Source organism: Paraburkholderia sp. RL17-381-BIF-C, assembly GCF_046026435.1.
Classification (GTDB): Bacteria; Pseudomonadota; Gammaproteobacteria; order Burkholderiales; family Burkholderiaceae; genus Paraburkholderia.
The window spans coordinates 167,139-188,737 of the sequence record NZ_JARESX010000005.1; the positions used below are offsets into that span (position 1 = coordinate 167,139).

A 21,599-nucleotide genomic window follows, 5' to 3' on the forward strand; every position below is an offset into this window, starting at 1 on the left:
CGTTTGCGGCTGATCCCGCACTGATCACGAAGTGCGGCGGCGCTCCATTGGGCGCCGTCGCACGCAACCCGGTCGACTTCTGCACTTCTGGCGTTGGATACCCTCATGGCTACTTATCCTGTTGCTTGTCTCGCCGCTCCGGTATTGATTGGAAGCTTGAAGGGCGGTGTCGCCTTCGTCGCGTCGCACATGCTCAACGACTTCGAACGGGTATTGGGCGTTGCCTGCGGAGCGCTCCTGTATCTGACGCGTTCGCATGAGACCACGACGTGGCGCAAGGCGATCTATTTCGTCGTGTCGCTCCTGGGCGGCAATTTTCTCGCGCGACGGATCGTCTTCAACTGGCCGCAGGTCGAACCGTGGCTAGCCGGGTTCATTGCGAGCGCGGCGCTCGTGACGTTCACGATTCTCGCGCTCGACTGGAGTGAGCGCCACGTCGAGCCGACTCTGGACCGTTTGTACGCGTGGGTCGTCAAACGGCTTCTCAAAGGATGACTCGGCTTGCACGAAGGGCACGAAGAAGGCGGGCAGCGATAGCCCGCCTTCTTATGACTTCCGGCAGTCTCGCTACACGGCCTTTATCCCTCTAGTATGGACCTTCGATAAAAAGCATTGAGCGTCTCATTTAATTGGGATACCGAAGCTTGTGAGAAATGTTCGATTCAGGGTGGATCAAGTAAAGTTGTCACTTGACAACCCGACTCCCACTCATTAAATTGGAGGGCGTAGATGGTTCGAGGAACCCACTCTAAGAAAGAGGTCGAGGCAGCATTGGCGTATGCCGAAAAAAACGGTTGGCGTGTTCAGGGCGGTGGCAAAGGCCACGCGTGGGGAAAAATGTATTGTCCCGACAACGACGCGGACTGTCGGTGCGGTGAGTTCTGCATATCGAGCATCTGGAGCACACCCAAGTGCCCTGGCAACCATGCCAGGCATCTGCGGAGAATCGTCGACAACTGCACGGCTCGCCGGTAGCGAAAGCGCGCTGTTGGCGAAAGCCTTGGACCGAATAAAGGCAGGAGTAAATCATGGAATATGTGTTCACGTTGAAGTACCGCCTCGCAGCGGAAGATTGCGATCTTGACGCGATCGTCGAGCGGCTGGGCGAAGCGGGGTGCGATGACGCCACCGTTGGCATCGGGCAACCGGGCCGCATCGCGCTATTTTTCACTCGCGAAGGCACGTCTGCATTCGCTGCGCTGGTCAGCGCGCTTCAAGACGTCAAACGGGCGGTGCCGTCCGCACGGCTGGTCGAGGCAGGCCCCGATTTCGTCGGCCTCACCGACGTGGCCGAAGTCGCAGGCGTGTCGAGGCAAAACATGCGCAAGCTGATGCTCAATCACGCAATCGACTTTCCGGCGGCGGTCCACGAGGGCAGCGCGTCGGTGTGGCATCTGTCGGACATCCTTGATTGGCTCATTGCGCGCGGCGGTTATGAAATCAAGGCAGACGTGTTCGACGTCGCAAAATCGGCCAAGCAGATCAACCTCGCCAAAGAAGCACGCGAGATCGAGCCGCGTCTTAACCGTCAACTCGAGTGTCTGGTGGCATAGAAGCAGGCACGGCCAGCGTGCGAATTCGCGCGGCCATGTAGTCGGCATGCGCATTGGCCTTTCGGGCCACCTTCGGCAGGCCTTGGCGCAAAGCGTTAAAATCGCCCACCACGTCCGATTTGTCAGCAGCGTCAGACGTCGGCGTGTTGTCCGTAAAATTTTACGAACGACCGTTCACAAATTTACGTTTTGCGCTAAACTGGCACGCAAGCCCTGATTCCACATGAAGGTCCTCGATTTACAGTGTCCGCATGGCCATCGGTTCGAAGGCTGGTTCGCTTCGGCTGATGACTTCGAATCGCAGCAGTCCCGCAAGCTCGTTGAATGTCCGATCTGCGGTGCGAACGAGGTGAGCCGTTTACCGTCGGCGCCGCGCCTGAACCTGTCGGGTGCGACAGAGACGAAAGCGCCAGCGGGTGCAGGCGACATGCAGGGGCGCGTGATGCGCGCCTTACGCGAGGTACTGGAGAAGACCGAGAACGTGGGCGACCGCTTCGCCGAGGAAGCGCGGCGCATTCACTACAATGAAGCGCCCGCACGCAATATTCGCGGTGTCACGACACCGGAAGACGCGAAAGCCTTGGTCGAGGAAGGCATCGAAGTGATGCCGCTGCCGGTCCCGGCTGCCTTGAAGGAACCGCTGCAATAGCGCAGTGGCTCGCTGGCGGCGGGTGGTAGCGGCCAGGAGACACTACGCATGAATCTGGACTATTCCCCCGCTGAGAGCGCGTTCCGCGCCGATATCCGCGCCTGGCTCGAGGCGAACCTGCCTCGCGATCTGAGCGACAAAGTACTCAATCACAAGCGGCTCTCCCGCGAAGACTTCGCAGACTGGCATAAGCTGCTCGGCACGCGCGGCTGGTCGGCGATCGCATGGCCGAAAGAATACGGTGGCCCGGGCTGGGATGCGACCCAGCGGCACATCTGGGACGAAGAGTGCGCGCGTATCGGCGCGCCGTCCGTGCTGCCTTTCGGCGTCTCCATGGTGGCGCCCGTGTTGATGAAATACGGCAACGAGGCACAGAAGCGTCACTATTTGCCACGCATTCTCGACGGTACGGACTGGTGGTGCCAAGGCTACTCAGAGCCCGGCTCGGGTTCGGATCTGGCCTCGCTGCGCACGCGCGCCGAGCGCGCCGGCGACCATTACGTGGTGAACGGTCAGAAAACGTGGACCACGCTCGGTCAGTACGCCGACATGATGTTCTGCCTTGTACGCACGGACAGCGGCGCCAAAAAGCAGGAGGGCATTTCGTTCCTGCTGATCGACATGAAAACGCCGGGCATCACCGTGCGGCCGATCATTACGCTCGACGAAGACCACGAAGTCAACGAAGTGTTTTTCGAAGACGTGAAGGTGCCGGTCGAAAACCTGGTGGGTGAAGAGAATCGCGGCTGGACTTACGCGAAATATCTGCTCGGCCACGAACGTACCGGTATCGCGCGGGTCGGCCAGTCGAAGCGCGAACTCGTTTTCCTGAAACGCCTTGCACTGAATCAAAAGAAGAACGGCAAACCGCTGCTGCAGGATCCGGTCTTCGGTGCAAAAGTCGCGAGCCTCGAGATCGAGTTGATGGCGCTCGAAGTCACCGTGCAGCGCGTGGTCGCCAATGAAACGGGCGGGCGCGGGCCGGGGCCGGAAGCGTCGATGCTGAAGATCAAGGGCACTGAAGTTCAGCAAGCGCTGACCGAACTGATGTTCGAAGCGATCGGGCCGCTCGCCGCGCCGTTCGACGTGCCATTCCTCGAAGGCGAACGCGCACATAGCCTGGCCGGCGACGACGATGCCGCGCCGCTGGCCGCGTACTACTTCAACTTCCGCAAGACGTCGATTTACGGCGGCTCGAACGAAATTCAAAAGAACATCATCGCGCAGATGATTCTCGGACTTTGAGGAGCGGCGCATGGACTTCACATTCAACGACGAACAACAGCAATTCGCCGACGCGTTGCGCCGCTATCTGGACAAGAGCTACGGGTTCGAAGCGCGCCAGGCGATCGTGCGATCGGAAACCGGCGTGTCAGACGTGCATTGGGCCGCGTTTGCCGAGTTGGGCCTGACGGCACTGCCGGTGCCGGAAGCGCAAGGCGGTTTCAACGGCGGCCCGATCGATATGCTGGTGGTCATGCAGGAACTCGGCCGCGCGCTGGTCGTCGAGCCTTATTGGGCGACCGCGGTCGGCGTCGAGGCAGTGCGCCTTGCGGGTAGTGAAGAGGGCGAAGACGCGTCGTTACTCGAACGTGCGGCCCACGGCGAGATCAAACTGGCGGTGGCATTTCACGAACCGCACGCACGCTACGATCTTTTTTCGATCGAGACGACCGCAAGCGGGCAGGGCGGGCAGCAGACCTTGACCGGCACGAAGTCGGTTGTGCTGCACGGCGCGCAAGCAGATCACTGGATCGTGCCGGCCCGTCTGAACGGCGAGATTGCACTCTTCGTCGTGGCACGCAATGCAGGCGGCGTCAAAGTTACGGACTACCGCACGATCGACGGTCAACGTGCCGCCACACTCGAATTCAACAGCACGCCGGCGCGCCAATTGGCAGGCAACCACGCCGGCGCGGCTGCGCTCGAACATATTGCGGACTACGGCACGGTGCTGTTGTGCGCCGAGGCGATCGGCGCGCTAGACGCCTTGAATCTCGCCACCGTCGACTACACGAAAACGCGCCAGCAGTTCGGCCAGCCGATCGCGCGTTTTCAGGCCTTGCAGCATCGTATGGTCGAGATGCTGATTCACGCCGAGCAGGCGCGTTCGGTCACGTACCTGGCTGCCATGCGCTACACGAGCACGGATGCCGACGAACGTCGCCGCGCGGTTTCCGCTGCGAAGGCACGGGTGGGGCAGGCCGCGCGCTTTGTCGGTCAGCAGGCGGTTCAGTTGCATGGCGGCATGGGCGTGACGAACGAAGTGGCCGCGGCGCATCTGTTCAAACGACTTGCTATTATCGAAACCACATTGGGCGACGTCGATCACCATCTCGCGCGGTTCGCCGCGCTGCCCGGCTTCGTCACGGCAGAAGCCTGATCCGCGGCTCGAATCGAATAAAAGGAGGTGTGACGATGGGATTGAGTTACGAGGACTTGATAGTCGGCACGAGCATCGAAATCGGCAAGCACACGTTCACGCATGACGAGATCGTCGAGTTTGCGCAGAAGTTCGATCCGCAGCCGTTCCACGTGGATGAAGCCGCGGCCGCCGAATCGCCGTTCCGCGGATTGGTCGCGAGTGGCTGGCATACCTGCTCCGTCATGATGGGCATGCTGGTGCGCAATGCGTTCGCGGGTTCCACGTCGATGGGCTCGCCGGGTATCGACGAAATCCGCTGGTTGAAGCCGGTGCGGGTCGGCGACACGATCACCATGATGAACGCCGTGCTCGACAAGCGTATCTCGGAGAGCAAGCCGGATCGCGGCATCGTATCGACGCAGTGGGAAGGCATCAATCAGCATGGCGAAACGGTCATCACGGTGCGCTCGAAGGGATTGTTCGGGCTGCGCAATCCTGGTGCCGCTTCATGACGGGCAGCGCGGCACCTGCCGCAACGTTCGGCAGCGCCGCCGCCTTGCGCGCGTTGGTGGGCGCCGAGCCGCTCGTTAGCGAATGGCTGGAGGTGGATCAGGCGAGCGTCGATCGGTTTGCCGAAGCGACCGGCGATCATCAGTGGATTCATGTCGACCCGGAACGGGCGCGGCGCGAGTCACCGTTCGGCGGTCCGGTAGCGCACGGTTTTCTGACGCTTTCGTTGATCCCTGCATTGCTCAGTGAGACGGTGGTGCTCGAGCAGCGCATGGGCGTCAATTACGGGTTGAACCGCGTGCGTTTTACATCCCCGGTGCCGGTCGGCTCGCGGTTGCGCGCGAAGTTCGCGGTCGAATCCGTAGCCGAAGTGGATAACAACGGCGTGCAAGTGATATGGAATGTGACGCTTGAGCGGCAGGGCAGTGAGCGGCCGGTATGCGTCGCCGAGTTCATCACGCGGCATTATTTCTAGCGTTTCGACGCATGCTTGTTAAAAAGCGCGAGCGACAGTGATGCCGGCTCGCGCTTTTTGCTAATGCATATTCAGACGCCGCGGCGCAATCAAGGTTTCGCGAAGTGCGCCGCGTCGAATGTCTGGCCGATCTCAAACTCGCGTAATCGGGGTCTCCACGCGAGCTGCCGCGCCCGCATCCATGTAACGGGCGAGTTCGAGTTTGGCGATCGCGTTGCGATGAACTTCGTCGGGACCGTCGGCGAAACGCAGTGTTCGCGCAGACGCATAGGCATACGCGAGCGGGAAGTCGTCGCAGACACCACCGCCACCGTGCGCCTGAATCGCCCAGTCGATCACCTGACACGCCATGTTCGGCGCGACGACCTTGATCATCGCGATCTCGCCGCGTGCGCCCTTGTTGCCGACGGTGTCCATCATGTAGGCCGTTTTCAGCGTGAGCAGACGCGCCTGTTCGATCATGCAGCGGGCTTCCGCGATACGCTCCTGCGTGACGCCTTGCGCGGCAACCGGCTTGCCGAACGCGACACGTTGCAGCGAGCGTTTCGACATTAATTCGAGGGCGCGTTCAGCGAGACCGATCAGACGCATGCAGTGATGAATGCGTCCCGGTCCGAGTCGGCCTTGCGCGATCTCGAAGCCACGTCCTTCACCGAGCAGCATGTTGGTGGCGGGTACGCGCACATTCTCGAGCGTGATTTCCATGTGACCGTGCGGCGCGTCGTCGTAGCCGAACACGGTGAGCGGACGGTGCACGGTGATGCCGGTGGCGTCGGCGGGAACCAGAATCATCGACTGCTGCTGATGGCGCGGCGCATCAGGATCAGTCTTGCCCATCACGATATAGATCTTGCAGCGCGGATCACCCGCGCCCGACGACCACCATTTGTGGCCGTTGATCACGTAGTAGTCGCCGTCTCGCACGATGCTGGTCTGGATATTGGTCGCATCCGACGACGCCACTTCAGGTTCGGTCATCAGAAACGCCGAGCGGATCTGGCCTTGCAGCAGCGGTTCGAGCCACTCGCGCTTGTTGTCGTCGCTGCCGTAGCGCTCGATCGTTTCCATGTTGCCGGTGTCGGGCGCGTTGCAGTTGAACACTTCGGGCGCCCAAGGTACGCGGCCCATGATTTCGCATAGCGGCGCGTATTCGAGGTTCGTCAAGCCGGCGCCGCGCACGGATTCAGGCAGAAACAGATTCCACAAGCCGGCGTCGCGCGCCTTCTGCTTGAGTTGTTCGATCAGTTCGGTGGGTAGCCACGCGTTGCCGTTCTGGCGATTGCGCGCAATCTCAGCGTAGAACGCCTGCTCGTTCGGATAGATATGCTCGTCGAAGAATGCGAGCAGTTTCTCGCGCAATGCCTGAACCTTCGGGGTGTAATCGAAATTCATGTAAGACCTCGCGGATAACGGGTAACGGACGACGTTTGTTCGGAGCGCAACCAGATGCGTGAATCGGTCGCACGACTCAATGCGTTTTGGCGTGCCACCGAGCGTACGAACCAGCGCACGACTTCGGTCAGCGCACTTTCTGCGCGTAGCGCCAGGCGAGTTCGGCCATCGGCTTCGCACGGCGGCCAGCATCGAGCGCCTGAGCGCTGGCCGCGGTGCCGTCGACGACGCGTTTCATGATCCCTTGCAGGATCGCGGCGATGCGAAACATGTTGTACGCCAGGTAGAAATTCCAGTCGCCGTGAATCTCGAAGCCGGTGCGCTGGCAATAGCGCGCGACGTACTGGCTTTCGTCGGGAATGCCCAAGGCGGCCCAATCGAGTCCCGCGATTCCCCGGAACTGCGCCGGGTCGACGTGCCACGCCATGCAGTGATAGGCGAAGTCGGCGAGTGGATCGCCGAGCGTCGACAACTCCCAGTCGAGCACGGCCAGCACGCGCGGTTCTGAAGGATGAAAGATCAGATTGTCGAGCCGGTAGTCGCCATGCACGATCGAAGCGCGCTCGCCCGTTTCGGCCGGCATATGTTGCGGAAGCCATTCGATCAGGCGCTGCATGGCGTCGATCGGTTCGGTCTCGGAGGCGATGTACTGTTTGCTCCAGCGACCGATCTGACGCGCGAAGTAATTGCCCGGCTTGCCATAATCGGCCAGACCCAGCGCCGCGACGTCGACGCTGTGCAGCGCCGCGATCACGCGGTTCATTTCGTCGTAAATGGCGGCGCGTTCGGCGGGCGTCATACCGGGCAACGACTGGTCCCACAGCACGCGGCCTTCAACGAACTCCATCACATAGAACGCGCGGCCGATCACGCTTTCGTCTTCGCACAAGGCGAGCATTTTCGCGACCGGCACATCGGTGTCGGCGAGCGCATGCATGACGCGATATTCACGTTCGACGGCGTGCGCGGACGGTAGCAACTTCGCCGCCGGCCCGGGTTTGGCGCGCATCACATACGAGCGTGACGGCGTGAGCAGCTTGAAGGTCGGATTGGACTGCCCGCCGGCGAATTGCTCCAGCGTGAGCGGTCCGGAAAATCCCTCGACATGCCGGGTCAGCCACGCGGCGAGCGCGTCGCTATCGAAGCGTTGCCGCTCGCTGACCGCGCGCGTGCCCTCGAAGTCCGAATAATCCGGCTGGTGTTCTGGTTCGCCGGTCTGTGTGGCTTGCACCATCTGTCTCCTCCAGTTCAGGTTCAGCTACGCTTGTATTGAATGAATTGCGCGTAGAGCATTTCCATCGTGGTATTGCGGACACCGCGATGAAGCGGCGAGGGCGGTGAATAGTTGATCGTGCGCAGCACCCAGTCGCGTGGCGCGGCGCCTACGTCGAGCGCGTTGATGCAGCCGGTGGCTTGCGCCAGATGCCCGAAGAACGTACGGCCACCGGCCGTGATCGCATGCGACAGGATGGCGCGATTCACGCCGCCGTGCAGGACGAGCAGCACGGTGTCCCACGATGTGTCCTCGCGCAACGCAGCGAGCGCGGGCAGCACGCGATCGAATAACTCGCCAATGGTCTCGCCGTCGAGAAAGCGCGTGCTTTCCTGCACGATGCCGTCGAACACGCCGAGAAACGCGGCCTCCATATCGTGCAGCGGAATATTGCCGAGCTTGCCGCCGCGAATCTCTTCCCAGGCGGGCTCGATTTCCAGTTCGATCTGCTGGGCGGTTTCGGCAAGGACGCGCTGTGCGGTTTCGATCGTGCGCGGCAAGCCGCTGACGATCACCCGGTCGAAAGTGATCTGCTGCGCGGCGAACTCGCGGCCCGCCGCGCTGGCCTGTTCGCGGCCGTTCTCGTTCAGGGGCACGGTCTCGGGATCGATCGCGCGGCCGGAGTCGTCGAAATAGGTGACGTCGCCGTGACGCATCAAAAAGATGCGGCGGCGTTTGGGCAGTTGATAGTCAGACATGGTCCTGTCGTTCACTCACGTTCACTTATACACCGGAGCGCGTTTTTCGAGGAACGCGGAAATCCCTTCAAGACTGTCCCGATGATGCAGCGACGCGACAAAGTTGTCGCGCTCCGCCACCAGATGATCAGGGAGCGGTTGCGCGCCGGCCGCGCCGATCAGCCCCTTGATGCGCGCGACTGAATTGGGCGAAATCTTGCCGAGTTCGTCGGCCCATGCAACCGCGGCGTCGCGCACGGCGCCGGTCCTGGCCAGTTTGTTGACGACGCCGAGTTCATGCAAACGCGTGGCGCCGATCGGTTTGCCTTCGATCAGTACCTCGGTGGCCAACTGACGCGGCAGCGCTTGTGCGAGGAACCACGAACCGCCGCCGTCGGGTGTCAGGCCGACGCGTGCATACGACATGACGAATTTGGCCGTGTCCGCGGCAACGATCAGGTCGCACGCGAGCGCGAGCGAGAATCCCGCGCCGGCGGCGGCGCCGTCCACGGCGGCGATCACCGGCTTCGACGAAAGGCGCAGCGCCGAGATCCATTCGCCGAGCAGGTCGATGCTCTGAGCTTGCACGGACGGATCTTTCGCGCGGTTTTCCAGCAGGCGGTTCAGATTGCCGCCCGCGCAGAAGAAGTTGTCGGCGCCGGTGATCACGACGGCGCGGATCGACGGATCGCGCTCCACCGAGTCGAGCGCTTCGATCCCTGCGGCGTACATGTCCGGGTGCAGCGCGTTGCGCGCGCCGGGGTTCGACAGCGTGAGAACCAGTGTCGATTCGCTTTCGGTCGGGCGCGAGGTCAGCAGTTCGGCGCTCATTGTTGTGTCTCCGTGGTGTCTGTATCGGTTGCGTCGCGTTGGGTCAGCGAAAGGCCAAGCTGGGCTCGCCGCGCGAGCCAGGGTGAAGGACGATAGCGCGGGTCGCCGAGCACACTGAACATATTGCGCAGGATCGCGAGAATGGTGGTCGAACCGAGGGCGTCGCCGAGCGCCAGCGGGCCGCGTGGGTAGCCGAGGCCGAGCGTCACGGCGAGATCGATATCGTCAGGCGTGGCGATCTGTTTTTGCGCGATGTCGCAACCGATATTGACGATAGTCGCCACCACGCGTTGCGCAACGAAGCCGGTCGAGTCGCGGATCACGGTGACGGGCACGCCGTCGGCGGCGAAGAGCGCATGCGCCGTATCACGCGCGGCGCGAGTGGTGGCGGGCGTTGTCATCAGCGTGCGGCGTTGTGCGCCGACGAGCGGAAAGAGCGCGTCGACGGCGACGACACGGCTTGCGTCGAGCGCTTCGTCGACTGCGGCTGTGGTCGCGTCGTGACCGAACGGCGTGACGACGATCAACGAGTTTGCTTCGGGCGTCGCGCCGTCGTCGCGTTTCACGCCGGCTTTCTCGATGAGTTGCACGACGGCGTCATGCGCCTGCGGATAACGCTTGCTGACCCACACGCTGGCCGGCAGTCCAGTCGGCGCGGGCGCTTCGGCAGGCACTTGCTGCTTGCCGTCTTCGTAGCGGTAAAAGCCTTCACCCGTCTTGCGGCCGATCAATCCGCCTGCGAGCCGTGTGCCGGTGATGGGCGACGGCGTGAAGCGCGGTTCTTCATAGAACTGGTGGTAGATCGACTCCATCACCGGATGCGAGACGTCCAGCGCCGTCAGGTCGAGCAACTCGAACGGCCCGAGGCGAAAACCCGCCTGCTCGCGCATGATACGGTCGATGTCGGCGAAGCTGGCCACGCCTTCACCCGCTACGCGCAAGCCCTCGGTATTCATGCCGCGGCCCGCGTGATTCACGATGAAGCCGGGCATATCTTTCGCGCGCACCGGCGTGTGCCCCATACGGCGCGCGAGTTCCATCAGCGCGTCGCCTGCGGCGGGGTCGCTGCGCAGACCGTCGATCACTTCGACGACCTTCATCAACGGCACCGGATTGAAGAAGTGATAACCGACCACGCGCGACGGATCGCTACAGCCGGCGGCAATCGCCGTGATGGACAGCGAAGACGTATTGGACGCCAGCACGCAATGGCCGCTCACCACGGTCTCGAGTTCGCGGAACAGCGCCTGCTTCACGTCGAGTTTTTCGACGATCGCCTCGACGACCAGATCGCAACCGACCAGATCGCCAATGGCCTGCGCGCCGCTGACATTCGCGAGCGCTGCAAGAGAGCGGGCCTGGTCGAGCTTGCCTTTCGCGGTCAACCTGGCGAAAGTCTCGGCGAGATAGTCGCGCGCGGCGCCGATTGCAGCAGGATTGGTGTCGTACAGACGCACGGTGAAACCGGCCAGTGCGGCAATCTGCGCGATGCCGCGGCCCATTGCTCCGGTTCCGACAATGCCGATAGTCTCGATGCTGAAATTGCGAGAGGTCATTGTGATGCTCGACTCCATGGTTATTTTAGAATAGCACGATCGTGCAATTTACTGGATGATTGATGGACGACCGCTGCTTTGACTTTGATTTCGATGAGCACGAGCGGTCGCATACAACCCGAAGGAAGGAGACACCCGATGATCAAGCTGTGCGGTTTCGCGCTCTCTAACTATTACAACAAAGTGAAGTTCGTGCTGCTCGAACACGGTATTCCGTTCGAGGAGGTGTCGGTGTTGCCGAGTCAGGATGAGACCATGCTGGAGCATTCGCCGCTCGGCAAGGTGCCTTATCTGCAGACCGAAGAGGGCGATCTGTGCGAATCGCAATGCATCGTCGAGTATCTTGCCGCGCGCTTTCCCGACAAGGTGATCTTCTCCGCTGACCCTTGGGAAGCGGCAAAGGAGCGCGAGCTGATCATGTTCGTCGACGTGCATCTCGAACTGACCGCGCGCAATCTCTACAAGGAAGCGTTCTTCGGCGGCACGGTGACCGAGGCGACTAAAGGGCGTGTCGAGAAACTTCTCCAGCATCACATTGCCGGCTTCAGGCGGATCGCGAAGTTCGGGCCGTACCTGAGCGGCGAGCGCTTCAGTGTTGCGGATACGGCGGGGTATGTGAGCTTGCCGCTGGTGGGCATGGCGACGCAGACAATCTACGGTCGCGATTTTTTGCTGGACGCCGGCGTGGACTGGAAGAGCTACGTGAAAGTGATCAACGCCCGGCCGGCCGCGCAACGCGTGACCGAAGATCGCAAGGCGTACATCGCGGCTTCGCGCCCGGTTTGACGGGCGCTGCCCGGCCTTAAGCGAACACGCGCGAGGCGCGCACGCCGAGACCATTGCGCGCGATAGCAGGGAACGGAGGTTCGTTCGCGGCGTCGCGCAGGACATGTCAGAGCCGCGCCAGCCGCTCGAGCGCTGTGGCGAGCGTGCTTTCCTGCTTGGCAAAGCAGAAGCGCACCACGCCCGATTCATGCGCCTCGTGATAGAACGCCGAGACCGGAATGGCCGCCACGCCGATTTCGCCGGTCAGCCATTGCGCGAATTCGGCTTCGGGCAGATCGCTGATCGCCGAATAGTCGACGCACTGAAAGTAAGTGCCCGTGCAAGGCAATAGCTTGAAGCGCGAATTCGCGAGGCCGGCGCGGAAGAAGTCGCGCTTCTTCTGATAGAACGCCGGCAGGTCTAGATACGGTGCAGGATCTTTCATGTAGTCGGCAAGGCCGATCTGCATCGGCGTATTGACCGTGAACACGTTGAACTGGTGCACCTTGCGGAACTCGGCGGTGAGCGCGGCGGGTGCGGCGACATAGCCGACTTTCCAGCCCGTCACATGGTAGGTCTTGCCGAAGCTCGACACCACGAAACTGCGCTGCGCCAGTTCTGGGTAGCGGGCCACGCTTTCGTGCGGCGCGCCGTCGTAGACCATGTGTTCATACACTTCGTCGGAAAGAATCAGCACGTTGGTGCCGCGCACGATCTCTGCGAGCTTGCGCATGTCCTGCTCGCGCCAGACCGTGCCGGTCGGATTGTGCGGTGTATTGATCAGCAGGAGCCGCGTTTTCGGCGTGATCGCGGCAGCGAGCTTGTCGAACGGAATGGCGTAGTCGGGCGCCTCGAGCGTGACGAAGACCGGCTTGCCGCCGGCCAGTTCGATGGACGGCAGATAGCTGTCGTAGGTCGGCTCGACCACGATCACTTCGTCGCCCGGGTGGACGGTGCAGAGAATCGCGGTGAGCAACGCCTGTGTCGCGCCCGCGGTCACGGTGATTTCGGTCGTGGCGTCGTAGCGGCGCCCGTACAGGTTTGCGATCTTGTCCGAAATGGCCTGGCGCAGCGGCGCGGCGCCCGCCATGGGCGGGTACTGGTTGTGGCCGTCGCGCATGGCGTTCGCGACCGCGTCGACAATGCGTGGATCGCAGTTGAAATCGGGAAAGCCCTGACCCAAATTTACCGCGCCTTTTTCTGCGGCGAGCGCGCTCATCACGGTGAAGATCGTCGTGCCGACATTCGGCAGGCGAGACGGAAACGTGGGACTCGTGGGCGTGTCGTGCGGTGCATTCATGGCGCTGTCCGGAGCGTGAGCAAGTGGGTTAGACAAAGGCGTCGCGTGAAATGGACGAAGCCTGATTGTAGGGAATCGCGGCGCGGTGTGCGTGCCGCGAAGTGCACGTTAGCCCACTGGCCAGGGCTGTGCGCCTGGCGGGTCATGCGGTTGCAGTCTCGCCGGTGACGCTCAGGGACGCGCCAATGGCGGCGACGAATGGCGCCGGCTGGGCGATCTGAAAGCCGAAGTCGCGTGCAATCCGTTTGGCCAGCTTCAACACCGCGCGATCTTTCGAGACCAGCCAGTCCGCCTGCGCGGCGTGCGCGAGTTCGAGAAACTTCTGGTCGTCGCGGTCTTTGCATTTGGGCAAGGGTCTCGTATCTTCCGTTTGCGCAACGGGGTCGACCCGTTGCGCGAGCCGTGCGACGACCGCTAGCGCGGCGGCCTTGTCCACGTTCCGATGCACGAACTGCGGGTAGTCAAGCACGTAGGTGAGTTCGGCGAGGCAGCGCGCGTCGATCAGCGCGGTCAGCGCACCACTTTCGAGCGCGGCCGCGATCGGCCGCGTGTGCGGGTCGTCGAACACGAGAATGTCGATCCACACATTGGAATCGAGGACGACGCGCAAAGCGCCGCGTGAGACATGGGAACCGGGCATTCGATACAATCTGGCTTTCGTCTTTGACCGCCAGGCACGGCGTGCCTGCAAGCCTCTATGATAATCGTTCTGTCGCCGGCGAAATCGCTCGACTACGAAACCCCGCCTCACGTCAAAAAGCACACGATCCCCGATTTTGTCGACGACGCGGCCGAATTGATCGGCGGATTGCGCCGCTTGTCGCCGCAGCAGATCGCCTCCTTGATGGATATTTCCGATCAGCTCGCGCACCTCAATTTCCAGCGCTACGCAGAATGGTCGCCCAAATTCGGCACGCACAACGCCAAGCAGGCGGTGCTGGCGTTCAATGGCGACGTGTACGAGGGTTTCAACGCGAAAACGTTGTCGGCGGCGGATCTCGACTACGCGCAGAATCACGTGCGCGTGTTGTCCGGCCTGTACGGATTGCTGCGCCCGCTCGATCTGCTGCAACCTTACCGGCTGGAAATGGGTACGCGTTTCGCTAACCCGCGCGGCAAGGATCTGTACGCATTCTGGGGCGAGCGGATCACGCAGGCCTTGAATGCACAGCTCAAGAAGAATGCCGCGGCGTCCCGTGTGCTGGTCAATTGCGCGTCGGGCGAATACTTCAAGTCCGTCAAGCCTAAGCTGCTCGAAGCGCCGGTCATCACGCCCGTTTTCGAGGACTGGAAGGGCGGCCGCTACAAGATCATCAGCTTCCATGCAAAACGGGCGCGCGGCCTGATGGCGCGCTATGCCGTGGAGAACCGTCTCGACAAGCCCGAGCAGTTGAAGGAATTCGACGCCGAAGGCTATGCGTTCGACGCCGAAGCGTCGAACGATTCCACTTACGTATTCCGCCGCCGCGTCGCTGAATAAGCGTTTCGCCGCGCGTACAAGCAGGGAAAAACCATCATGACGTTATCCATTACGAGCAACTTCGACGCAGGCGCGATTGAAGTGCTGTCCTGTGAAGAAGCGGGCAATATCCGTTTGCGCGTGCGGCCGGACAGCCATGCCGAGTTCGCGCAGTGGTTTTACTTCCGCTTGTCCGGCGCGGCGGGCGAGCGCTGCGTGATGACCTTCGAGAATGCGGCCGCCTGCGCTTTTGCCGAAGGCTGGCGCGATTATCAGGCGGTGGCGAGCTATGACCGGGTGAACTGGTTCCGCGTACCCACGTCGTACGACGGCCGCGTGCTGAAGATCGACCACACGCCGGACTTCGACCGCATTTACTACGCGTATTTCGAGCCGTATAGCGAGGAGCGTCATGCGGAGTTTCTGGGCGCGGTGCAGCAGATGCCGCAGGCGACGCTCACGGAATTGGGCAAGAGCGTCGAAGGTCGGCCCATTTCGCTGCTCACGCTCGGCACGCCGCAAACCGGCGACACACCCAGGAAGAAAATCTGGCTGATCGCGCGCCAGCATCCTGGTGAGACGATGGCCGAATGGTTTATCGAGGGTCTCGTGAAGCGGCTCGCCGGTTGGGGCGATTGGGCGGGCGACCCGGTGGCGCGCAAGCTCTACGATCACGCGGTCTTCTACATCGTGCCGAATATGAATCCGGACGGCAGCGTGCACGGCAATCTGCGCACCAATGCGGCCGGTGCGAATCTGAATCGCGAGTGGATGGAGCCGGATGCCGCGCGCAGTCCGGAAGTGCTGGTGGTGCGCGACGCAATTCACGCCATTGGCTGCGACCTGTTCTTCGATATCCACGGTGACGAGGCGCTGCCCTACGTGTTCGTGGCCGGCTCCGAAATGCTGCCGGGCTTCACCGAGCGGCAGCGGGAAGAACAGCACGCGTTCATCGAAGCGTTCAAGCACGCGAGCCCTGATTTCCAGGACAAGCACGGCTACGCGGCGAGCAAATATCGTGAGGACGCGCTGAAGCTGGCGTCGAAGTACATCGGCAACGAATTTGGCTGCCTTTCGCTCACGCTGGAGATGCCGTTCAAGGACAACGCGAATCTGCCTGACGAACGGGTGGGCTGGAACGGCGAGCGTAGCGCGTCGCTCGGCGCCTCGATGCTTCAGGCGATCCTGCGGCACGTGGAGACCTTTGCTTAAAGCGAACTCGGCATAGAAAAACGAGGCACGCACTTCACGGTGTGTGCCTCGTTTTCATTGGGGCGGCTGCTTGACTCTCGGCCGGTAACTCGCGGCCGGCGGACCGATGCCGCAAGCTCGAACCGCTACTGAGTTTTCTTCTTCGCCGGTGTCTTCTTCGCGGTTGCTTTGTTCGAGTTCGTTCTCGACGACTTGCCCGAGTTCGGTTTGGAAGACTTCGTGGTCGCTTTCTTCGTGGTTTTGCCGCTCGCCGAGTGCTTGCCTTTGGCGCTCTTATGCTTGCCCGACGCCGCTCGCGATCCCGAGGGTTCCGAGGCGCGCGCACGGGCCGGTGGCACCGGATCGTTCCAGCTGAACGCCAGCATCTGCGCACCGACATAGCCGCAGCGGAACTTCAGATCGGCGGGGTCGCCTTCGCCGCTTTGGCGCACGCCGAGCCCTTCGACGGTGACGATGTTGTCTACCTTGACGCGCTGCTTGCCCTCGTCGAACGAATCGTTCCACGGCGTGACCGACGCATGCGCGCTATCGAACGAGCTAGGTGGAAATTCGACATGGTCGAAGGCAGTTGACGTGCTGGCGACAAAGTTGCCATGAGCAGCGCAGTCCGCAACGAGCGGGTCTGCGTGCATTTCATTGACAAATCTATTGACGAGATCGTTGTGCTGTTCGAGTTGGTCGGCGAGCGCGGAAGTGGAACAGATGAGCGAGAGACTCGCCGCATATGTTGCCAACCGGCCGACCAACCGCAGCATTCTGCGCGGTACGTTGGTGCGATCCATCTAGTTGTTAGAGGCTAATGAGACAAGAGGCACGTAAGATGCCCCGCGAGAGGGTGGAGTTCAATCCTGGCACAAAATATTTTGTCCTGTCGTGGTGCGCCGGCACGAGCGGTTCGATGTAGCCGAGGTGCCCATTGCCGCAGCTGCACATTCAATGGTCGTGCGAGTGTCAGGTGCGCGGTCCGCCCAATCGATATCTGCGTACGTCATAAGTGGTGACCCACGCAGGACGATAGACCGCGATCAATGCCGTCGACATGCCGGTGAACCAGGCTTCCCCTGTGGCAAGTAGAAGCACGCTGAGCGCGTAGCCTGCGGGGATCACGGTCATGGAGCCGTCGGCGAGCGCGATATGCACGCCGAGAGCCGCGGCCGCCGTAAGCGACACGGCAATGGCCGGCGACACAAACCCCTGGCCAAAGATGAACATGAAGAGATTGCGCGGCAACCACGCAATGCTGATGCGTTGGACCAGAGTAGAAATGCCGACTGGCAATGCACCATAGACGAGGAAGGTCAGCGCGATACCCTGCCAGGGAGCATCGAAGACGACGGCGGCCAGACCCGTGACCACCGCCATGGCGATCAGCGCCAGCGCCCAGTCGAACAACGTGACGACTAGCGTGGCGCCGAGCAGATGCATGACGGTGCCGTCGTCGAGCCATGCGTTGGTGGCCCACAGCACCGACACTGCGACGATGATCGCAAGCCAGACATGCTGCAGGGTGCCGTCTTGAAGTCGTTTGAAAGGATTTTTCCACAGCGCGAGCGCGACCACTATCGCAGTGACGATCCAGCCACCGACAGCGACCCAGAACGGAAGCGGTGTGTAGAGGAAACCCATGTGTCTCATATTACTCGTTGGACGAGAAAAGGTGTGAGCGGATTCCATGCCAGCAGGCGCAAACGCTGTTAGAAAGTAGCCGCCCGAATGCTGACGCGTGCCCCGGCGACGCTCACGCAGGGCTTGGCGCAAGTGGGTCCGTTGCCGGTCCGGCGGGCGGCGCGTCGCCGTACTGTGCGCCCGGTTCGGCTGCCATCGGCAGCAGGGCGGCCGTGTCGTTAGCAGGCAACGGATAGTGGAAGCGCCGTCGCGTGCGGCGACGCAAAGGCACCACGCCGGCTTGCCCCATGATCGGGCGAACCGGGCCGTCGGCATCATTGCGCAGTACTTGCAGATGGTTCGATAGCCAGCCGTTGTAAAGCGCGACCGCGGCAGCGCGATTCGGCGCCCCGAGTTGCTGGAATATGCTGGTCAGATGGATCTTGACGGTGCCTTCGCTAATGCCGAGGGTGCGCGCGATCATCTTGTTGGTGCTGCCCATGTGAACGCAGCGCATGATTTGCTGCTGGCGGGGTGATAGCCCGTTGGCCAGTTTGGCGCGGCGCGGTGGAGGGCTCTTTTCGTCGAACGGCCGGATGGCGGTATCCGGTGGCAGCGGAGGATCGAGCGCCAGCGCGCCGGGCGGCACGTAGTGACCGCCCAGCAGCACCATTTCAAATGCGCGCACGATCAGACAAGGATCGGTGTCGCGCGGCACGACGCCAAGCACGCCCTCGTCCATGAGGTCCCGCACGGCGACCGGCGAGATCTGGTCCGTCAGCACTGCAATGCGCAGATCGGGGTAATGGCTGAGCAGATGGCGCGTATCGGCGATCGACATCCAGTCCTGCCAATCGATGACGAGCAGGTCGGGCCGCTGACGTTTGAGCGTGCGTTCGACCTGACGCCAATCCTGGGCTTCGTTAAAACGCGCCAGCCGGTCAATTTGCCGCAGAAGTGCTTTGAGTCCATCACGTCGTTCCGCGTCTGAGTTGAGTATCGAGAATCGCATGCATGTCTCCAGATGAATCGGGCGAAGTGGCGCGATGCAGACGCGCGGCTAGTGAGAGCCGGATGCGTTGCGATGCGTCGCCGTTCCTATGATGACAAATTCCCTTCAATTTGACGGCCTGTCCAAAAGGCATAAGAGGAATGACGTAAGAACGTAGAGGCACAAAAAAGCCCCGCGCTCGGCGGGGCTTTGTCATGTCGTATGCGGCGCCCGAAATGCGCCTGCGACCATGTTCAATGGAAGTGCGGCTGCGCGGGCTCCGCGTCCTCCGGCATTTCGGCATGGACGATTTCGCCGAGCGGGTCGGCATAGAGCGGCACGCCGCAATCGTCGCAATATTCCGGCTCGAAGCGGCCGGCGTGCCGGCGCACCTCGGTCACACCGGTCTCCTTGAGCAGCGCGACGATTTCCTCGAGCGGGTCGTCCGACGCGGCGGTTTCCTGCGGCTCTTCGTCGATGCCCGGCTCGCCGTTCTCACGGCCGTAAAGCGGCCACACGACGCCATAGATCACGTCATTGCTGCCCCGGCGCGTGAAGCCGACGCGGTATTCGTCGATGCGGCGTTCGCCGAAGCCCGCGACGACCGCGCGCAATTCCTGAGGCGCAGCACCGATCGTGTCGAACAGATAGCGCACGGCGGTGCGCACGGTGTGAGGGCGCACGCTCTCGTCGGCATCGCGGCAGGCAGAGTAATAGGCGTCCGGCAACAGGCACTCGAATTCGCAGCCGGGCAGCACCAGCGACAAATTGGCGCCGCCTTGCGTAGCCCATTGTTCGAGGCATTGCCCGCGCTCGATCCGGCTGCCGTGCTCTTCTTCCTGCCAGCGGAACGTCGGCTCGCCCACCGGGGCCGCGACCACGGCCAGCAGGAAGCGCGGGTCGGCCAGAATCGGCGAAGTTTCCGGCAACTCGCCGAAATTCAGTTTGACGTTGCCGCCGGTCATGGCCGCCTGAGCGAGCTGCTGGGCAATGCGCCAGGTTTCGACATGATGACGCGGCAGCTGATCGATGCTGTAAAGGAAAGGCGCCATGGCGACCCGCGTATTCGCTGCGAGCACGTGCGCTTGCAGGTGCGCGCGCAGGGCGTCGGCGGCGTCGGCCTTGAGCGGGCCGGACGGAATCATGTAGCGGGTCCAGGCGAGCACGGGCGCGGCGATCAGCAGCGCCTCATGAGGCACGCCTTCGTGTTCGATGATGAACGACTCGCTGTGCGTTTCCGCCATGTCGGCGAGCGCGCCGTAGGCGTCGGGATGATTTTGCTGCAGATGATCGAGCGCGGCGTCCAGCGTAGTCTGGTTGGCGTTGCGAACGATCTTGGCGAGCAGCGCGTCGAGTTTCGCTTCCCAGAAGCGGTCCTCGGTGCGGCTGCCCGACGCGAAAAGCGCGAGCGAAAGACCGACCAGCTTGTCGGCATCGGGTGGGAGACGTTTGGCGATTCGCGAGCGCATAAATCCGGAAATTGGGGTGTACAACCTTATATTCTAGTCTTTTCTATGCCGCCATATTATTTGGTCCGCAATGCCGGATGAATTGGGACGTTTCCGCGCGAAAAATCAGCCTGTCGAGCGCGCCTTCGAGACCGTTGCGCAGCGGCTTGGCCCGATGATATAAGACGCCCCCGGACGCGTGGCTCGCTTCTATACTGAGCGCTTTCAGCGAACGCCTGACAAAAGTATGTCCATTCGTCGCCGGGGATTGGCGCAACAGGAGATTCATCATGAAATCGGACCAACTGATCGAACGGCTTGCCGCTGTGTTCGCGCTGATTATCCTGGTGGGCGGATCGCTGCTGGTGCTGGCGCCTTTCACGACCGCGCTACTATGGGGCGCCATTCTCAGCTATAGCTCCTGGGGCTTGTACCGGAGGCTGACCGCGGCCGTCGGCGGGCGGCGCAAGTGGGCCGCCACGTTGATCGTGTTGATCATTCTGATTGTGGTGCTTGGACCGTTCGTCTATGCGGGCTTTGCTTTCGGGGCGCACGTACACGATATCGTCGCGCTGGTTCAGCGGCTCTTTGAAGCCGGCTTGCCGGATTTGCCGCCGTGGGTTGCCCGGATTCCGCTGGTGGGTTCCAGCATCGAGGCATTCTGGGAGCGTGTCACAAGCAATAATTCCGAACTGATCGCGCAATTGCGTACGCTCGCTGCACCCGCGGGCAAGTGGATTCTGGCGGCTGCAATTGCGGTTACGCATGGCCTCGGTCTGTTGGCGTTGAGCATCGTGCTCGCTTTCTTCTTTTATACGGGGGGAGAGGGCGCAGCGGCCTGGCTGAACGCCGGCATGCGGCGTATTGCCGGCGAGCGCGCCGACTATCTGCTGGCACTTGCTGGCAGCACGGTGAAGGGCGTGGTCTATGGGATTCTCGGCACGGCCCTCGTGCAGGGGATTCTGGCGGGATTCGGATGCTGGATCGCCGGCGTGCCTGCGCCGGCGCTACTCGGGCTGGCGACGTTCTTTCTGTCGGTGATACCGGGTGGGCCGGTGGTTGTCTGGTTGCCAGCGGCGATCTGGCTGTACCACGGCGGCGCGACTGGCTGGGCGATCTTTCTTGTGGTGTGGGGGGTGCTGGTCGTCGGCATGTCAGACAACGTCATCAAGCCGATCCTGATCGGGAAGAATAGCGATATGCCTTTGATTCTGGTGATGCTGGGCATCCTGGGCGGTGCATTCGCTTTTGGCTTCCTCGGCGTTTTCATCGGCCCGACTTTGCTGGCGGTCGCGTACACCGTGCTCCACGATTGGACCATTGGCGCACCCGCTGCGCGCGCTTTGGCGCCCGATATGAAAGTGCCTGTCGTCGATGAGCCGAGCCGCATAAAAAAGGCGCCTTGAATAAATTTCAGATAATGCTTGCAAGGCGCTGGCCGTCTCGCTAGAATCTCGCTCTTTCGTGCTTCGGACAACGGGGCGCGGGAGGCGGGAGAGCCAGCAGTGGCAAGGCTTTCAGCGGAGTGGGCGGGTTGG

General features: G+C 62.0%; 23 protein-coding genes. 12 read left to right on the forward strand and 11 right to left on the reverse strand.

Going from position 1 to position 21,599, the window contains the following annotated elements; translation table 11 throughout:
• Positions 1 to 105 precede the first annotated feature (105 nt).
• The 8 genes from P0D70_RS06015 (at position 106) to P0D70_RS06050 (ending at position 5,552) form a co-directional block, all read left to right on the forward strand.
• Positions 106 to 495, forward strand: a complete 390-nt coding sequence (locus P0D70_RS06015; protein ID WP_091795775.1) for a putative holin — start codon at positions 106 to 108, stop codon at positions 493 to 495.
• A gap of 234 nt (positions 496 to 729) precedes the next feature.
• Positions 730 to 975, forward strand: a complete 246-nt coding sequence (locus P0D70_RS06020) for a hypothetical protein (protein WP_408183501.1) — start codon at positions 730 to 732, stop codon at positions 973 to 975.
• Positions 976 to 1,028: 53 nt separating this feature from the next.
• The gene (locus tag P0D70_RS06025) at positions 1,029 to 1,553 is read left to right on the forward strand and encodes a helix-turn-helix transcriptional regulator (RefSeq protein WP_408183503.1); all 525 of its coding nucleotides are present in this window, start codon (positions 1,029 to 1,031) and stop codon (positions 1,551 to 1,553) included.
• Positions 1,554 to 1,776: 223 nt separating this feature from the next.
• On the forward strand, positions 1,777 to 2,202 hold the full coding sequence (locus P0D70_RS06030; protein ID WP_408183506.1) for a DUF1178 family protein: 426 nt from the start codon (positions 1,777 to 1,779) through the stop codon (positions 2,200 to 2,202).
• A gap of 48 nt (positions 2,203 to 2,250) precedes the next feature.
• Positions 2,251 to 3,447 carry an acyl-CoA dehydrogenase family protein gene (locus P0D70_RS06035; RefSeq protein ID WP_408183510.1) on the forward strand — a complete coding sequence of 399 codons (1,197 nt, stop codon included), beginning with the start codon at positions 2,251 to 2,253 and terminating at the stop codon, positions 3,445 to 3,447.
• A 10-nt stretch (positions 3,448 to 3,457) separates the two neighbouring features.
• On the forward strand, positions 3,458 to 4,585 hold the full coding sequence (locus P0D70_RS06040; RefSeq protein ID WP_091795764.1) for an acyl-CoA dehydrogenase family protein: 1,128 nt from the start codon (positions 3,458 to 3,460) through the stop codon (positions 4,583 to 4,585).
• Positions 4,586 to 4,620: 35 nt separating this feature from the next.
• The gene (locus P0D70_RS06045; RefSeq protein WP_408183513.1) at positions 4,621 to 5,079 is read left to right on the forward strand and encodes a MaoC family dehydratase; all 459 of its coding nucleotides are present in this window, start codon (positions 4,621 to 4,623) and stop codon (positions 5,077 to 5,079) included.
• Positions 5,076 to 5,552, forward strand: a complete 477-nt coding sequence (locus P0D70_RS06050) for a MaoC family dehydratase (RefSeq protein ID WP_408183516.1) — start codon at positions 5,076 to 5,078, stop codon at positions 5,550 to 5,552. Before P0D70_RS06045 ends, P0D70_RS06050 begins: the two co-directional genes overlap by 4 nt.
• A gap of 132 nt (positions 5,553 to 5,684) precedes the next feature.
• Here P0D70_RS06050 and P0D70_RS06055 read toward each other — a convergent pair whose 3' ends face one another.
• The 5 genes from P0D70_RS06055 to P0D70_RS06075 all read right to left on the reverse strand — a co-directional run bounded on the left by P0D70_RS06055 (position 5,685) and on the right by P0D70_RS06075 (position 11,281).
• Positions 5,685 to 6,944 carry an acyl-CoA dehydrogenase family protein gene (locus P0D70_RS06055; RefSeq protein ID WP_091795754.1) on the reverse strand — a complete coding sequence of 420 codons (1,260 nt, stop codon included), beginning with the start codon at positions 6,942 to 6,944 and terminating at the stop codon, positions 5,685 to 5,687.
• A gap of 127 nt (positions 6,945 to 7,071) precedes the next feature.
• Entirely contained in the window at positions 7,072 to 8,178 is a 1,107-nt protein-coding gene (locus P0D70_RS06060; protein WP_408183520.1) for a phosphotransferase, read from the reverse strand.
• A gap of 20 nt (positions 8,179 to 8,198) precedes the next feature.
• On the reverse strand, positions 8,199 to 8,915 hold the full coding sequence (locus P0D70_RS06065) for a histidine phosphatase family protein (protein ID WP_408183522.1): 717 nt from the start codon (positions 8,913 to 8,915) through the stop codon (positions 8,199 to 8,201).
• Positions 8,916 to 8,936: 21 nt separating this feature from the next.
• A complete protein-coding gene (locus tag P0D70_RS06070) occupies positions 8,937 to 9,725 on the reverse strand; it encodes an oxepin-CoA hydrolase, alternative type (RefSeq protein ID WP_408183524.1) in 789 nt (262 codons plus the stop codon).
• Positions 9,722 to 11,281 (reverse strand): 3-hydroxyacyl-CoA dehydrogenase, encoded by a 1,560-nt coding sequence (locus tag P0D70_RS06075; RefSeq protein ID WP_408183526.1) that lies wholly within the window; start codon positions 11,279 to 11,281, stop codon positions 9,722 to 9,724. The genes P0D70_RS06070 and P0D70_RS06075 overlap by 4 nt, the downstream gene beginning before the upstream one ends.
• Before the next feature lie 138 nt (positions 11,282 to 11,419).
• Between P0D70_RS06075 and P0D70_RS06080 the strand changes: the two genes are divergently transcribed.
• Entirely contained in the window at positions 11,420 to 12,067 is a 648-nt protein-coding gene (locus P0D70_RS06080; protein ID WP_408183528.1) for a glutathione S-transferase family protein, read from the forward strand.
• Positions 12,068 to 12,173: 106 nt separating this feature from the next.
• Here P0D70_RS06080 and P0D70_RS06085 read toward each other — a convergent pair whose 3' ends face one another.
• Together P0D70_RS06085 and P0D70_RS06090 are read right to left on the reverse strand one after the other, a co-directional pair.
• Positions 12,174 to 13,346 (reverse strand): pyridoxal phosphate-dependent aminotransferase, encoded by a 1,173-nt coding sequence (locus tag P0D70_RS06085; protein ID WP_408183530.1) that lies wholly within the window; start codon positions 13,344 to 13,346, stop codon positions 12,174 to 12,176.
• Positions 13,347 to 13,488: 142 nt separating this feature from the next.
• The gene (locus P0D70_RS06090; RefSeq protein ID WP_408183532.1) at positions 13,489 to 13,986 is read right to left on the reverse strand and encodes a putative toxin-antitoxin system toxin component, PIN family; all 498 of its coding nucleotides are present in this window, start codon (positions 13,984 to 13,986) and stop codon (positions 13,489 to 13,491) included.
• A 57-nt stretch (positions 13,987 to 14,043) separates the two neighbouring features.
• Between P0D70_RS06090 and yaaA the strand changes: the two genes are divergently transcribed.
• Together yaaA and P0D70_RS06100 are read left to right on the forward strand one after the other, a co-directional pair.
• Positions 14,044 to 14,826, forward strand: coding sequence for a peroxide stress protein YaaA (yaaA, locus tag P0D70_RS06095; RefSeq protein WP_408183537.1), 783 nt, complete (start codon positions 14,044 to 14,046; stop codon positions 14,824 to 14,826).
• A gap of 36 nt (positions 14,827 to 14,862) precedes the next feature.
• Positions 14,863 to 16,017: a M14 family metallopeptidase gene (locus P0D70_RS06100; protein ID WP_408183541.1), complete on the forward strand. Its 1,155-nt coding sequence runs from the start codon at positions 14,863 to 14,865 to the stop codon at positions 16,015 to 16,017.
• 125 nt (positions 16,018 to 16,142) lie between these two features.
• On the opposite strand, the gene P0D70_RS06105 is transcribed toward P0D70_RS06100, so the two are convergent.
• From P0D70_RS06105 to P0D70_RS06120, 4 genes are all read right to left on the reverse strand, one after another.
• Complete coding sequence (locus P0D70_RS06105; RefSeq protein ID WP_091795724.1) at positions 16,143 to 16,799, reverse strand: BspC domain-containing protein; 657 nt, start codon at positions 16,797 to 16,799, stop codon at positions 16,143 to 16,145.
• Positions 16,800 to 16,968: 169 nt separating this feature from the next.
• Complete coding sequence (locus P0D70_RS06110; RefSeq protein WP_091795721.1) at positions 16,969 to 17,643, reverse strand: energy-coupling factor ABC transporter permease; 675 nt, start codon at positions 17,641 to 17,643, stop codon at positions 16,969 to 16,971.
• Between the two features lie 112 nt (positions 17,644 to 17,755).
• Positions 17,756 to 18,634 (reverse strand): response regulator transcription factor, encoded by an 879-nt coding sequence (locus P0D70_RS06115; protein WP_408183546.1) that lies wholly within the window; start codon positions 18,632 to 18,634, stop codon positions 17,756 to 17,758.
• Between the two features lie 233 nt (positions 18,635 to 18,867).
• Positions 18,868 to 20,082 (reverse strand): DUF2863 family protein, encoded by a 1,215-nt coding sequence (locus P0D70_RS06120; RefSeq protein WP_091795714.1) that lies wholly within the window; start codon positions 20,080 to 20,082, stop codon positions 18,868 to 18,870.
• A 269-nt stretch (positions 20,083 to 20,351) separates the two neighbouring features.
• Here P0D70_RS06120 and P0D70_RS06125 point away from each other — a divergent pair, with 269 nt between their 5' ends.
• Positions 20,352 to 21,467, forward strand: a complete 1,116-nt coding sequence (locus tag P0D70_RS06125; protein WP_408183548.1) for an AI-2E family transporter — start codon at positions 20,352 to 20,354, stop codon at positions 21,465 to 21,467.
• The last annotated feature ends 132 nt before the right edge of the window (positions 21,468 to 21,599 follow it).